General features: G+C 68.7%; 11 protein-coding genes and 2 pseudogenes. 6 read left to right on the top strand and 7 right to left on the bottom strand.

Going from position 1 to position 12,148, the window contains the following annotated elements; genetic code table 11:
* Window positions 1-53 precede the first annotated feature (53 nt).
* Entirely contained in the window at window positions 54-179 is a 126-nt protein-coding gene (locus tag IE107_RS35860) for a hypothetical protein (protein WP_268246637.1), read from the bottom strand.
* Between the two features lie 52 nt (window positions 180-231).
* On the opposite strand from IE107_RS35860, the gene map reads away from it, so the two are divergent.
* Both map and IE107_RS32950 read left to right on the top strand, forming a co-directional pair.
* Window positions 232-1,014 (top strand): type I methionyl aminopeptidase, encoded by a 783-nt coding sequence (map, locus tag IE107_RS32955; protein ID WP_189548023.1) that lies wholly within the window; start codon window positions 232-234, stop codon window positions 1,012-1,014.
* A gap of 274 nt (window positions 1,015-1,288) precedes the next feature.
* Window positions 1,289-2,143, top strand: coding sequence for an alpha/beta fold hydrolase (locus IE107_RS32950; RefSeq protein WP_189548022.1), 855 nt, complete (start codon window positions 1,289-1,291; stop codon window positions 2,141-2,143).
* Window positions 2,144-2,178: 35 nt separating this feature from the next.
* Here IE107_RS32950 and IE107_RS32945 read toward each other — a convergent pair whose 3' ends face one another.
* The 3 genes from IE107_RS32945 to IE107_RS32935 form a co-directional block, all read right to left on the bottom strand.
* Window positions 2,179-3,276 (bottom strand): M23 family metallopeptidase, encoded by a 1,098-nt coding sequence (locus tag IE107_RS32945; protein ID WP_189548021.1) that lies wholly within the window; start codon window positions 3,274-3,276, stop codon window positions 2,179-2,181.
* 242 nt (window positions 3,277-3,518) lie between these two features.
* Complete coding sequence (locus IE107_RS32940) at window positions 3,519-4,298, bottom strand: D-Ala-D-Ala carboxypeptidase family metallohydrolase (protein ID WP_189548020.1); 780 nt, start codon at window positions 4,296-4,298, stop codon at window positions 3,519-3,521.
* 313 nt (window positions 4,299-4,611) lie between these two features.
* Window positions 4,612-5,550 carry a peptidoglycan-binding domain-containing protein gene (locus tag IE107_RS32935; RefSeq protein WP_189548019.1) on the bottom strand — a complete coding sequence of 313 codons (939 nt, stop codon included), beginning with the start codon at window positions 5,548-5,550 and terminating at the stop codon, window positions 4,612-4,614.
* 409 nt (window positions 5,551-5,959) lie between these two features.
* On the opposite strand from IE107_RS32935, the gene IE107_RS32930 reads away from it, so the two are divergent.
* From IE107_RS32930 to IE107_RS32920, 3 genes are read left to right on the top strand one after another with little or no spacing between them, the layout of a single operon-like run.
* The gene (locus tag IE107_RS32930; RefSeq protein WP_229867441.1) at window positions 5,960-7,078 is read left to right on the top strand and encodes a sensor histidine kinase; all 1,119 of its coding nucleotides are present in this window, start codon (window positions 5,960-5,962) and stop codon (window positions 7,076-7,078) included.
* Window positions 7,071-8,168 (top strand): hypothetical protein, encoded by a 1,098-nt coding sequence (locus tag IE107_RS32925; protein ID WP_189548018.1) that lies wholly within the window; start codon window positions 7,071-7,073, stop codon window positions 8,166-8,168. The genes IE107_RS32930 and IE107_RS32925 overlap by 8 nt, the downstream gene beginning before the upstream one ends.
* Window positions 8,147-8,803: a response regulator transcription factor gene (locus tag IE107_RS32920; protein WP_189548017.1), complete on the top strand. Its 657-nt coding sequence runs from the start codon at window positions 8,147-8,149 to the stop codon at window positions 8,801-8,803. The genes IE107_RS32925 and IE107_RS32920 overlap by 22 nt, the downstream gene beginning before the upstream one ends.
* Before the next feature lie 241 nt (window positions 8,804-9,044).
* Here IE107_RS32920 and IE107_RS32915 read toward each other — a convergent pair whose 3' ends face one another.
* Together IE107_RS32915 and IE107_RS35525 are read right to left on the bottom strand one after the other, a co-directional pair.
* A complete protein-coding gene (locus tag IE107_RS32915; RefSeq protein WP_189548016.1) occupies window positions 9,045-9,425 on the bottom strand; it encodes a hypothetical protein in 381 nt (126 codons plus the stop codon).
* Window positions 9,426-9,577: 152 nt separating this feature from the next.
* Window positions 9,578-9,835, bottom strand: a pseudogene (locus IE107_RS35525) (transposase family protein); the annotation flags it as partial.
* Window positions 9,836-9,966: 131 nt separating this feature from the next.
* Here IE107_RS35525 and IE107_RS32910 point away from each other — a divergent pair.
* On the top strand, window positions 9,967-11,493 hold the full coding sequence (locus IE107_RS32910) for a serine/threonine-protein kinase (RefSeq protein ID WP_189548015.1): 1,527 nt from the start codon (window positions 9,967-9,969) through the stop codon (window positions 11,491-11,493).
* A 14-nt stretch (window positions 11,494-11,507) separates the two neighbouring features.
* Here the strand turns inward: IE107_RS32910 and IE107_RS35520 are convergent.
* Window positions 11,508-11,760: pseudogene (locus IE107_RS35520) on the bottom strand (Scr1 family TA system antitoxin-like transcriptional regulator); the annotation flags it as partial.
* Between the last annotated feature and the right edge of the window lie 388 nt (window positions 11,761-12,148).

Below are 12,148 nucleotides of genomic sequence, written 5' to 3'. Positions count from 1 at the left end.
TAGGGCCACACCCGGGAAGGCCGCCTCAGGGGCAATGAGTTCGCCGTCGCCCGTCAAGTGTCCGCCGCACGGCCCTGGAGCAGCGCCTCGCGCATCTGGTCCGGATGCTGCACACCCCGGTTGTCCTGGACGGCGGCCGTACCGTCGATGCGGCGACCTGACCACGACCCCAATTCCAATACCGGTATAGTAATGCCGGTATAGTTATTGTGTGCGTGAGAAGGGCACCCCGTGATCGAGATCCTGAACCCCACCCTGTTGGCCCGAGCGAAAGACACAGGCGCCCTGGTCGCTGACATCCTGCAGACGCTGAAGAGCCGTAGCACGATCGGCACGAACCTTCTGGACATCGACCGGTGGGCCAAGACCCTGATCGCCGAGGCGAGAGCGCTGTCCTGTTACGTCGACTACGCACCGTCCTTCGGACGCGGCCCGTTCGGCCATTACATCTGCACGGCCGTCAACGACGCCGTGCTCCACGGAAGGCCATACGACTACACGCTTGCCGACGGCGATCTGCTGACACTCGACCTTGCCGTCTCCAAGGGCGGAGTCGCTGCAGACGCTGCCATCAGCTTCATCGTCGGCGACGCAAAGCCCCCGGAGAGCGTCGCGATGATCAGTGCAACCGAACGCGCGCTGGCCGCAGGGATCGCCGCTGCCGGGCCCGGGGCTCGTACCGGCGACATCTCCCATGCCATCGGTACGGTTCTCAGCGAGGCGGGGTACCCGATCAACACCGAGTTCGGAGGTCATGGCATCGGATCAACGATGCATCAGGACCCGCACGTTTCGAACACCGGACGGCCCGGCCGTGGATACAAACTGCGCCCTGGGCTGCTGCTGGCACTGGAGCCGTGGGTCATGGCGGACACTGCTCAACTCGTCACTGATGCCGACGGGTGGACGCTCCGAAGTGCGACAGGCTGCCGGACAGCACACAGTGAGCACACGATCGCCATCACCGACGACGGAGCCGAAATCCTCACCCTGCCGAAGCGAGCGCAGCCGTGAGGCCGGAGCCCCGTGTTCCTCTTCTCTGGGCACCAGCGGGCCGTGCCCAGCGGGTACGCGAAGCCGTCACCCACTCTCCCGCTGTTACGGCTCCCTGTACCCGATCCACCCACTGAGCAGCTAAAACAGGGCCAACAGCAGCCGCCGACCGGGCGAAGGGGAACGTCGACCAGAGGACGTGGGCATTGTCTCCGACGTCATCCACAGGCATCAGCCGTGGCTCGAGGTTTAGCCTCACGGGAGTCGATGTTCCTCAGCTTCGGGAGGGCGACCCATGGCCGTGCACGTGACCGTGTGGGACGACCGCGATCGGGTCGGAGGAGGCGGGGCCCCGACAGATTCGATGGCCCCAGTGACCCCGGCGGCCGCTGCTGCCCCAGCCCTCTTCATCCACAACATCTTCACCTGGGGCAGCGACTCCACGTACGGGTTTGCCGGGCAGCGGCCCCTCGCGGACAGCCGGCGGCTCCTCCTGATGGATCGCCGGGGCTACGGCGACAGCCCGGACACCGCGCGCAGCGACTTCGACGTCGACGCCGAGGACGTCGTGGAGGTTCTCGGCGACGGGGCCTGCGCCATGAGGCTCGGCGGCGCCCACCTCGTGGGGCACGGGAACGGCGCCGTCGCCGCGCTCATCGCCGCCGCGCGCCGACCCGACCTCGTCCGCTCCCTTGCCCTCATCCAGCCCTCCGCCTTCACCGCCGCCGCGCACCATCCAGTCGTCGCCGATCTCCTCGACCGGGTGCGCGACGGCGCCCCGGGCATCCCGGACGGCGTCACGCCGGAGCAGTATCTGCGTGCGTCCACCGAGGGGTTGGGGATGGCTATGCCCGAGCCGACGTCGCGCCGGCTCCGTGCCGTTGCCACCTCCATGAGAGAGCGGCCCATCTGGGAGGCGGAAATCCCGCTGGGGGTGATCCGGGGCGCCGCCCTGCCGATTCTGGTGATCTGCGGAACCTGGGAGCGCGCGCCGGCCGCGTACCGCGAGCACGTGGGGCTCCCCCTCATGGCCGTGGCCGAGTCCCTCACGGACTCCCTCGGGGGCCGCCTCCTGCGGGTGCGCGGGTACTACCCGCACACCCAGGAGCCTGCCGTCGTCAACGCCGCCCTGCGCGAGTTCTGGGGCTGACCCGGTTCCGCATCGCTGCCAGTTCCGCGCGGCCGTCAGCTGGTGCGGTTGTAGATCGCCGTGCCGGGGCAGGCGGTGACGCCGGAGCGGGTGGCGCAGCCGGTGTACTGGCTGGAGCCGTTCCACCAGGCCCAGCCGCCGATGGTGCGGCCGTTCAGCCAGGTGTACTGGCCGACGTAGTTGGCGTCGTACGTGCGAAGGCTCCAGTGCACGTGGGCTCCGGTCGCGGAGCCGCCTGCGCAGGTGTCGGTGCCGATGTTGCCGAGCAGGGCGCTGCGGGCGATCGACGTCCCGTTGTAATAGGTGGTGTTCCACATGTGGTAGTAGTCCGTCGAGAAGCCGCCCGGGTGGATCACCCTGGTCCAGCCGCCGCCGGCGCCGCACATGGAGGTCGCCGTCCCCTCACGGGACGAGCGGACCCGGCCGCTGGCGTTGCCGCCGGAGAAGTCGAGGCTGCTCCAGTAGCCGGTCGAGCCGTTGCTGGAGTGCGCGCCGCCGGTCAGGGTCATGTAGTAGTCGGGCATCCAGGGCAGCAGCAGCCCGTTGGTGTTGGCCAGGGTCCCCACCGACGACGTCTGCTTCTGCGGCGTCGCCTTGTGCTGCGCGTATGCCGTCATGGTCTGCCGCTCCGCCTTGCCGACCAGTGGGGACTTCGCCACGTGGTCGGCGAATTCGCGGTCGCCTTCGAGACCCGCGACCCAGTGCCCGTCCTTGCGGTGGGCGAGGTAGAGCCAGCCCTCCGGCTCGCCGTGGTGTGTGCGCGGCGCCTCTACGTACGCGACGCCACGTGCCCAGTCGCGCGAGACGGTGCGGACGTCGACGACCACCTTGCGGCCCTCGGCGGCGAGCTTGCTGACGGCGGCCTTCGGGGCGAGGCCCTTGGCGTCGTAGGACCGGGAGAGGACGTCGGTGGAGACGGCGTCTATCAGTGCTTTGCGGCCGGTGCCGAGGCGGTCGGCGACCGTGGCCGGCATCTTCACGGTCACATCGGAGGACGACGACTGGGCGGCGGCCATCGGGGTCGGAGTCGCGGCCGAGTGCCGGCTGCTCGCCGTCGCCGAGGGCGCGGCGGCGAGCAGCCCGGTGACGGCGAGGGCGGCGACGGTGGTTCTCACGGACAATTTGGAAAGCATGGGCGATATCCCTTCTGCACAAGAGGGCCTGGCGGCCCGACAGGTAGCGAGAGCGTGGTGGCACGCGGCCACGCTGTACGAGACGTTGAAGCTGAAGTACTTCTGGCGGGTACTTCTCGTTCCGGAACGTGGCGGCCGGTGGTGTGAGCCGGTCGGTGGGGCGTGCCGTACTCCGGCCGTCACGTCGAGGGCGTCCCGGCGAGGCGGGTGAAGGCGGACGGCCGGGTCGGCGCGGGGCGGGGTCAGAGGCCGCAGTTGGGGGCTGACCAGTATCGGCCGGTGCCGCCTGCGACGTGGACGTGGTCGTCGTGGCCGGGGTAGCCCGGTCCCAGGATCTGGGTGAAGCCGTGTTCGCGGGCCTCGAAGGCCAGGGCGCAGAAGCCCTGGGAGCCGGCGCTCATGTCGGCTGCGAGGCCGTACATGTGGAGGCTGTCGGCGGCGCCGCCGACGGCGTCGTTGCAGGCGTGGTCACGAAAGCCGTCGTTGATGCCGATGGGCCGGTCGCCCATCGCGTGCCGCAGGGCCTGCAGTTTCCACATGGTGACCAGGACGTTGGCCTGGACCGTGGCGGCGTCGGCCTGGCCGCCGGACCAGTCGGTGCCGCACTGGTTGAGTTCCGGCCAGTCGAAGTTGGCCGGGGAGCAGTCGCCCTTCTGGAGGTCGTAGATCTTGCCGAAGGTGAGCGGGCCGGCGATGCCGTCGGCCTCCAGGCCGTACGCCGCCTGGAAGCGCTGCACCGCGGCCCTGGTGGCCGGGCCGAACTCGCCGTCGATGGCGAGTTCGCCGCCGAACCCGGGGTAGCCGGCGACCCTGATCTGGAGCTGCCGTACGTCCTCGCCGGACGTTCCCTCGCTCAGGGATCGGTTCCAGGTGAAGCAGGCGTCGGCGGGTGCGAGGCCGGCGGATGCCGAGGCGGGTGCGAGGGACGGTGCGGGGCTCGCGGACGCGGAGGTGGGTACGGCGAAAAGCAGGCTGACGCCGGTCAGGGCGGACGCGAGCAACAGGGATGAACGCGATGTCATGTGGGGGCCTCTGTTCGGACGACGACATTGTCGGATGACACGGTCAGCGGCGCAGCCTTGCGAGTCGGCCGAACCGCTATCAGTGCCCAGTCGGGAAATGGCATGGCCGGAAGCTGCCGGACCATCCCGTGAGTGGCTCTGCGAGGGTTCTTGAAAGTCTGGTTTCGTATCACAACGACGCTCTGTGGCGTTGTGGGCGCAGCGTCGTTGATCGAGCGTTGTCAGCGTTGCCTCTCGAGGGTGAGGAGGGCGGTGGTGATCAAGCTGAGGCGGTTGGCGCTGCAACGGGTGTGTCGGAGGATGCACCAGGACTTCAGATGTGCGATGCGCGTTCGATCAGCTCGCGGGCGGTGCCTTCCACTGCGTCGTAGCGGTCCGGGTAGGCCGAGACCTGCACGGCTTGCGCCACCTGCCCCGCGGACATGTCCGGGTTGTCCGCCGCCACCCGGATGGCGGGGGTGAAGAACGCCTTCGACGCGTACGACACGTCCATGATCTGTTCCGGCGTGCCCCAGCCCTGCGACGGACGCTGCTGGAACACTCCGAGCGAGTCCCGGTCGCCGCAGTCCAGGTTGTTCATGTTCGACTCGACCAGGCCCGCCTCGAACCCGGCGAGCAACACCTTGTCGCTGACATCGAGTTCGACGCCGGTCCGGTAGACGACCTCGATCACCTCGGGGTCGGGTTCGTCCGGCACCGCGCAGCCCCCGCCGCCACCGCCGCCGCCCTGGCCGACGAGGTTCTGCCAGGTCTCGGGGCCGATGACACCGTCCACGGACAGACCCTTGTCATTCTGGAACGAGGTGACCGCGGAGGCGGTGGCCGGACCGAACCGACCGTCCACGGCCAGTCCGTAGCCGTGCTTGTTCAAAGCGGTCTGCGCCGCCGCGACCGCGTCGCCGCTCTCCCCCTCCCGGACCGTGACGATCAGCCCCGGCCAGGTCTCCGCGCCGATCACACCGTCCGCGGCGTATCCCCTGGACTCCTGGAAGGCAACCACCGTGTTCTCGGTCGCCGGGCCGAAATCGCTGTCGACCGAAATGTCGTAACCGTGACCACGCAACAGGTACTGGGCGGTGGCGACGTTGGCTCCGGTCATGCCATTGCTGAGGGTGGGCCAGGCCGGTGCGGCGGTGGCCGACTGCACAAGACCGAGCGAGACCACCAGGGCCGCGCATATCGCGGCAATCGCGACCCACGCACGTCTGACTCTTGTTCCTGATATCAACCCGGCCCCCACGTCGAGGAACATTGCGCGCCGAAAAGTAGCAACAGACGGCCCAGTCGGCATCGGGTGTTCGACCGACGTACGGAACGTGACATGTCCGCCGTGTCGCTTCTTCTCGGAGACGGCCGAATTCACCCGCCGCCGACGCTTCTGCCCCACCCTGTGCGCACGCTCCGGGGCTACTCGTCCGGATCCGATGGGTCGACGAGCACGCACGTCCGACGTGAGGAGCCGTCGTACGGCTTCGGTATAGTCCCGCGTCGGGGGATTCGTGCTCGACGGATGAGGTGGTCGGCTCAACCCAAGAGGACGGTGAACCGATGCCCGGGTTGTCATCCTGCGGTGTCGCACCGGTTGTTCGAGGGCTCTGCCCACTCGCTCGCGAAGAAGGCGGCACCAGCGACCCCGCCCCCGGACCAATTCGGTGAGCGGCGTGCAGCCGATCTCGCCGCAAGGCAGTGTCGAGGCGCAATTCCTGGCGTCCGCCCACCGGTTGGCTCCTCCCGTGCGCGGGGTCGCGGTGGTCGTCATCAGTGTCTTCGGCCTTCTCGCGGTACCCGACGAGGCCCTGCCGCTGGGGTTCGCCTTGTTCGGGCTGGTGCTCGCGGGGGCCGGGGTGGACTGCTGGGCGGGGTTCACGGGGCGCGGCGCGGTGCTGTCTCTGGTGTTCGCCGTGTTGCGGGTAGCGGCGGTCTGCGAGACCCAGGAATGGACCGGCGGGCCACTGAACCCGTGGGCGCTGAACATGCTGACCACAACGGCGATCACACTTCAGTGGGAGTGGCCCCCGGCGGTCGCCGTGCCCGTCACGTCCGCGCTGCTCGCGGTCGACCTGGCCGCGGTGGGAACCGATGTCGTCGGCACTCTGCTGCCGCGCCTGGTGTTCGAGTGCCTGCTGGCGCGCCTGGGATTCGTTTTGCTTCGCCAATCGGCCAGGCGGGTGGACGAGTTGAGGGAACGCCGATCGGCGCTGGCGCGCGCGGAGGCGGCCTCGCTGGCACGGCACCGGCAGGAACGCGAGTACCTCGCGCTGCTGCACGACACAGCGGCGTCGACCTTCCTTCTGGTGACGGTGCAGGCGAAGGAAACGGACCCGGAGCAGGTCGCCGAGTACGCCCGACACGACCTCGCGGTGCTCACCGGTGCCGCGGGGGGAGCGACCGCCCAGGACAGCACCGTGGACCTGACGGCCGCGCTGCACACCGTCGTCGGCCGCGGCCAACTGGCCGTCGACGTCCGCGCGCAGGGCACCCCACTGGTTCCGGCCTCGGTGGCACTCGCCTTCGTGCGTGCGGTGCGTGAGGCACTGGTGAACGTCGAGCGGCATGCCGAGGTCGGCACCGCCGTGCTGAGCGTGCACGGCGAAGGCGACCGGGTCGTCGTCGTGGTGGCCGACCGCGGGGTGGGGTTCCACCCGGACGAGGTGACACGCTCCCGTCGCGGTCTCCGGGGTTCGGTGGTCGAGCGCATGGTCGCCGCCGGCGGCAGCGCCACGATCGCCTCGCGTCCCGGCGCGGGGGCCACCGTGAGGTTGGTGTGGCCCGGTGAGTGAGAAACGCGCGCCGGGTGACCACGTCTACGCGACGATGCGGATCATCCTGGCCTGCGCCACCGGCATTCTGCAGTTCGGCCTGTGCCTGCACCCCCTGCTCGCACAGGAGTACCGGCACCTATGGCTCGCCGTGGCCGCCTTCATCGCCCTGGCCTGCGTCACCGCCGTCTGCTGCGGGTGGGTGCTGCGGCGAAAGCCGTTGCCCGTCGCCCTCGTGGTGGCCGGCACGGCAGTGGTGCTCGCGGCGTCGCTCTGCGCCACGGCCGCGATCGCCCCGGACCGGCGCTTCCAGGCATCCGACTGGTCGCTCGGCCTGGTGGGGTGGCACCTGCTGTTGCTGTTGCTGGACCGGGTCCGGGTGCTGATCACGGTTCTGGCCGCGCATCTGATGACGAGCATGGGACTGTTCCTGTCAGCAGGTGTGCCGGACCGCGCCGTGTTGGGTGCGGCCGGTGCCACCGCGTTCGGCGCGGTCAACGTCCAGCTGGCGGTCGTAGTGATCACGCGAGTGCTGCACCGGCAGACCCACGTGGCGATGGCGGTGGCCGAGGAACAGGACCGGCTGGTGACCCGGGTACTGACGGCGCAGCAGTGGGAACGGGGCCAACGGATCCTCTTCGCCGACCAGTTGGGTTCGACGCTGTCGCTGCTTGCGGGCCTGGCCGACGGCGAACTGGACCCACGCGACAGTGACACTCAGCGGCGATGTGCGCTTGCCGCGACGCAGTTGCGGCGGCTGTTCGCCGAGAACGACGACGTGCCCGACCCGTTGGTGCACGAGGTCACCGCGTGCGTCGACGCGGCGGAGCGACGAGGCGTGGACGTGTCGTTCGCGATCAGTGGCGCCGCCGTGCCGGTGCCCTCGCAGGCGCGCCACGAGCTGACCGGGCCGGTGGTCGCGGCATTGTCGGCGGCTCGGAGTCGTGCCAGGGTGAGCATGCTGCGTACCGATGAGGAGGTACGCATCGCGGTGGTGGCCGACGCCTGCGCCGACCTGGTCGTCGAATCCACCGGCCGGGTCGGGGTCGAGTACGGTGTCTACGGTGAGTACCTGCGGCTGGAGGCCAGATGGCGCAAGCAGCGGAGCTGAGCGCGGTCATCGTCGACGACCACCCCGCAGTGCGTGCCGGGGTCGCCCAATGGCTTGTCACCGGCACCCCACCGATCCAGGTGGCGGCGTCGGGTGACGATGTCAGGGTCGCGTGGGCCGGTGAGGGCGCCATCGCCGACGTGGTGATCCTCGACCTGCACCTGGGCGGGCCGACGCCGGCCATGAGCGAGCTGCGCAGGCTGGCTGAGGCGGGGCGACGGGTCGTCGTCTACTCGATGCGCGCGGACGACGAGATCGCTTTGCAGTGCCTGGAGTTGGGGGCCCTGAGCTACCTGACGAAGGCCGAGGGCGCCGAACATCTCCTCGAAGCCGCCGTCGCTGCGGCATCAGGCCGCGCGTACACTCCGCCGTCGCTGGCAGGCGCGCTGGCGGGTGACCGCTCCGCCGGACGGCCGGCGCTCTCGGCGCGCGAGACCGAGGTGCTGGTCGAGTGGTTCCAGTCCGAGTCCAAGGACTTCGTGGGCCAACGCCTGGGTATCTCGCCGCGCACGGTCAACACCCACCTCGAACACATCCGGGTCAAGTACGCAATGATCGGCAGGGAGGCGCCCACCAAGGCCGCGCTCCTGGCGCGAGCAATCCAGGACGGACTGGTCCAGGTCGACGACCTGTGACGCGAGTCTTTCCCTCCCCTCACTCCGAAGAGGCCGGGCACGGGCGTCAACGACCCGGACGTGGTGCTCGTGCACGTCCGGGCGCTCGAGTACGGACGCTTCCACTTCGAGGTGCGACGGCCCTGCGCCGAGGAGCAGTGGCCGCCGCACCATCTCGAAACGTGGAGAACGGCCGCGTCGCGTGCTCCCGGATTCCAGCAATCTCAGCAGGTCGGGTCGCCGGCGACGTCAAAAGCCAAGCTCAGATCTTGCCGCCGGTGTTGCAGAAGTACCAGTCGCCCGACTGCTTCTCAGGCACATAGCAGGTGGCGGCGTAGACGTAGTTGACACCGTTCTTCAGGCCGTAGACGTCGACTGCGCCCTTCCACCAGTACCCGTGGAGGTCGGTCCAGGTGGGGCTGGACACATCACGCCAGCCAGAACAGACCCGCACACCGTTCTGGTTGCTACCGCAGGCATAGACCTTGTCCACGAAGCTCGACGAGAACGACAGCTGCTGCCCATTCGTGCCCGCGGCAGCAGACCCCGCCCCTGCGAAGAGGCCCGTACCGGCAAGAGCCAGTGTGGCCGCGGCCGCGCCGAACCTGCGCGACATCGTGCCGGTGCTCTTCAGCTTGAACATCTCATTCCTCCCGTTATGGCAACGTCTCTTGATCACGAAACGCGCTGCCCGAACACTACCTGCGATGCCGACGCAATCGCGCTGCACGCAGGCGGAAGGTAGTGCCCCGCTTCTGCACTCGACTTGGGGCCTGCCCGGCGGATCACGCCGGACCGGGCCGTGGTCCCGAGGAGCATCCGGCCAGGCCGCAGACCATCGGTCCACAACGTGCGGCCCCTGTCGTCGGCGATGACGGTGGCCTTCATCGTGTTCTGCTTACTCTTGCCCGAAACGAACACGCTTCTGCCGCCGCGGCCCGCAACCGGCCCCCGGACCTGAATCTCAGTGGCGTCCGAACGCATGGACACCCTCGGCCCGGGCATAGGCAAACACATCGGCGAGTGTCCACAGCGCAGGTCAGGCCGGTCGGGGTGCTCGGGCCGCGCCACGGCTTCTCCCACCACACCCGTTCCAAACCGTGAGTCACCAGCATCGCGACTTCCTCGTATCAGCTTTTCCGTGAACTTGATCAAGAGTTGACTCAGTCCCTAATCTGTGGGCCATGGGCACAGGGGGACATCTGATAGACGGACGCTTTCGGCTGATCGAGCAGCTGGGAAGTGGCGGAATGGGCACGGTGTGGCGGGCGAGCGACACCGTGCTGCACCGGGAAGTCGCACTCAAAGCTGTACGGTCGGACGCAGAGGCGTCGGATGTCTCGCGTGAGCGTGTTCTGCGCGAGGCACGGGCACTGGCCCGGCTCAACCACCCCAACGTCGTGACCATCCACCACATCGTGGATGCAGACCCGCACCCATGGCTGGTGATGGAGTTGGTTTCCGGCCACTCCCTCCAGGAACGGCTCTCGGCGGGCCCGATGACGTGCGTGGAGGCGGCCCGCATGGGCCGACAGGTGCTGTCCGCACTCAGGGCCGCCCATAGAGCCGGCATACACCACCGGGACGTCAAACCCGCCAATGTTCTGCTGGCCCTCGACGGAACCGCCGTGCTCACCGACTTCGGAATCGCAGGGCTGCGGGGCTCTACCTCGCTGACAGCCACCCATGAACTTGTCGGCTCACCCGAGTACATCGCTCCTGAGCGCATTCGCGGCCACGACGACGATCCCGCGTCCGACCTGTGGTCGCTCGGCCTGGTGCTGTACGTGAGCATGGAGGGTGTCAGCCCGATGCGGCGTGCTACGACGCTTGCCACCCTCGCCGCGGTGCTCGACGAACCAGTACCGTCGCCGGTGCGCTCGGGCCCCCTTACCCCCGTACTCCAAGCCCTGTTGGTACGCGACCCGGCGGCCCGCCCGAACGCGGAACAACTGGACGCGATGCTGGCGCAGGTAGAGGCCGCCTCGGCGCCTCACCAGGCACAGCCGACGGTCACCGCTTCGGTGCCACCATCTGTTTCCCTCGGGCACCCACCCACTCAGCTGGACAGTCCAAGGCCCGCCCCCGTGTCGGAACGACAACGGCACCGAAAGCCGGTTGTCATCGCCGTAGCCGCTGCAGTGTTGGTGGCCACAGCGTCGACCGCACTGGTGCTCCTGCCTCGCGGTCCAGAAGACGGCGAGGCGGGCAGGAAAGTGGGCACTTCGCCGAGCACGACGTCCTCCCGATCCCCGGCCACCACACCGAGCCGCTCGCCCAGACAGACTCCCACCGCAACGGCCGACCCGACGGCAGATGCAGCAGACCCGACAGTCGATACGCCGCGATCGGTCGCCCCGGCCGAACAGCCTCCTCTGTCCAGCGGCCGCTGGATCGCCCAGCTCCACTCCGAGCCCGTCAGCGCGGGCGCCGCGGCGCGTGCTCAACGGCTCGCGGCGGTTCGGCGGTCGGTGCCTGAAGCGGAGGTTCTCCGCAGCGACGACTATGCATCGTTGCGCCCGGGCTACTGGGTGTTCTATGCCCCGGGTCCTTTCACCGATGGGCGCTCCGCACTCGCCTTCTGCGCCGAGCGCGGCAGAACCACGGCCAACGCATGCATCGGCCGCTACCTGAGCACCGATTCGGCCGACGACGCCCTCCAGTGCCGTCCTCCCGCCGGCCGGCCGACCGGCCGCTGCTCCCGTTCCTGAAGGGACAGCGCCACGTCGTCGTGGAGGGTAGAACGCCTCCAACGACCACATGGTGTGCTGCGCGGTGAACGGGATGATCCGCAACGGGACCGAGGCGAGCGGCATCACGGCCAGGAGGTGGCGCAGCTGCCCTTTCATGGCGTCAGGGGCGGCGGTGCGGTAGCGCGGCCCGCATCCTCCATGAGGGTGACGTGGTAGTGGCCGTCCTCGTAGGGGTATCGGGCAGCGGGCGATGTGGGCGTTGATCGCTTCAACGGGGTCGTTCGGCCTTCTGGAGCCTATGACGGGCCGTGTGTCAAGCAGCGACTTGCCGGTACTTCCCATCCGTCGCAGGGGGTGAGCAGGCGTCAGAACATCACCTGCAAGGGCTAATTCTCTCTCAATTTCCTCTGCTACGTGGGACTTTGACGATTATTCAGTTTCCTTCCGGGGTGGTGTGGCGGGTTGCCGCAGACCCGATCGGCCCATCAAATCAGGGGTTCCGATTTGCTCGATATGACAGCAATAGGGGGTGTTAGTACGTTCGATCATGCACCGGCTGTCACAGCGGGACTGTCTCTGAGACCGAGAAGAGGAATAAGCGACATGATCATGAACCGTTCCCACGCGATCGCGGCGGCCGTCGCGGCCGCCGCGGCACTGACCGCGACCGGCA

The organism is Streptomyces gelaticus, assembly GCF_014649535.1.
GTDB lineage: Bacteria > Actinomycetota > Actinomycetes > Streptomycetales > Streptomycetaceae > Streptomyces > Streptomyces gelaticus.
This window is presented reverse-complemented; position numbering and strand designations above follow the sequence as displayed.

What these genes read in the sequence shown, in the direction of transcription:
- IE107_RS32950 (WP_189548022.1), top strand. Translation starts at nt 1,289, where the DNA reads ATGGCCGTGCACGTGACCGTGTGGGACGACCGCGATCGGGTCGGAGGA.
- IE107_RS32945 (WP_189548021.1), bottom strand. Translation starts at nt 3,276, where the DNA reads ATGCTTTCCAAATTGTCCGTGAGAACCACCGTCGCCGCCCTCGCCGTC.
- IE107_RS32940 (WP_189548020.1), bottom strand. Translation starts at nt 4,298, where the DNA reads ATGACATCGCGTTCATCCCTGTTGCTCGCGTCCGCCCTGACCGGCGTC.
- IE107_RS32935 (WP_189548019.1), bottom strand. Translation starts at nt 5,550, where the DNA reads ATGTTCCTCGACGTGGGGGCCGGGTTGATATCAGGAACAAGAGTCAGA.
- IE107_RS32920 (WP_189548017.1), top strand. Translation starts at nt 8,147, where the DNA reads ATGGCGCAAGCAGCGGAGCTGAGCGCGGTCATCGTCGACGACCACCCC.
- IE107_RS32915 (WP_189548016.1), bottom strand. Translation starts at nt 9,425, where the DNA reads ATGTTCAAGCTGAAGAGCACCGGCACGATGTCGCGCAGGTTCGGCGCG.
- IE107_RS32910 (WP_189548015.1), top strand. Translation starts at nt 9,967, where the DNA reads ATGGGCACAGGGGGACATCTGATAGACGGACGCTTTCGGCTGATCGAG.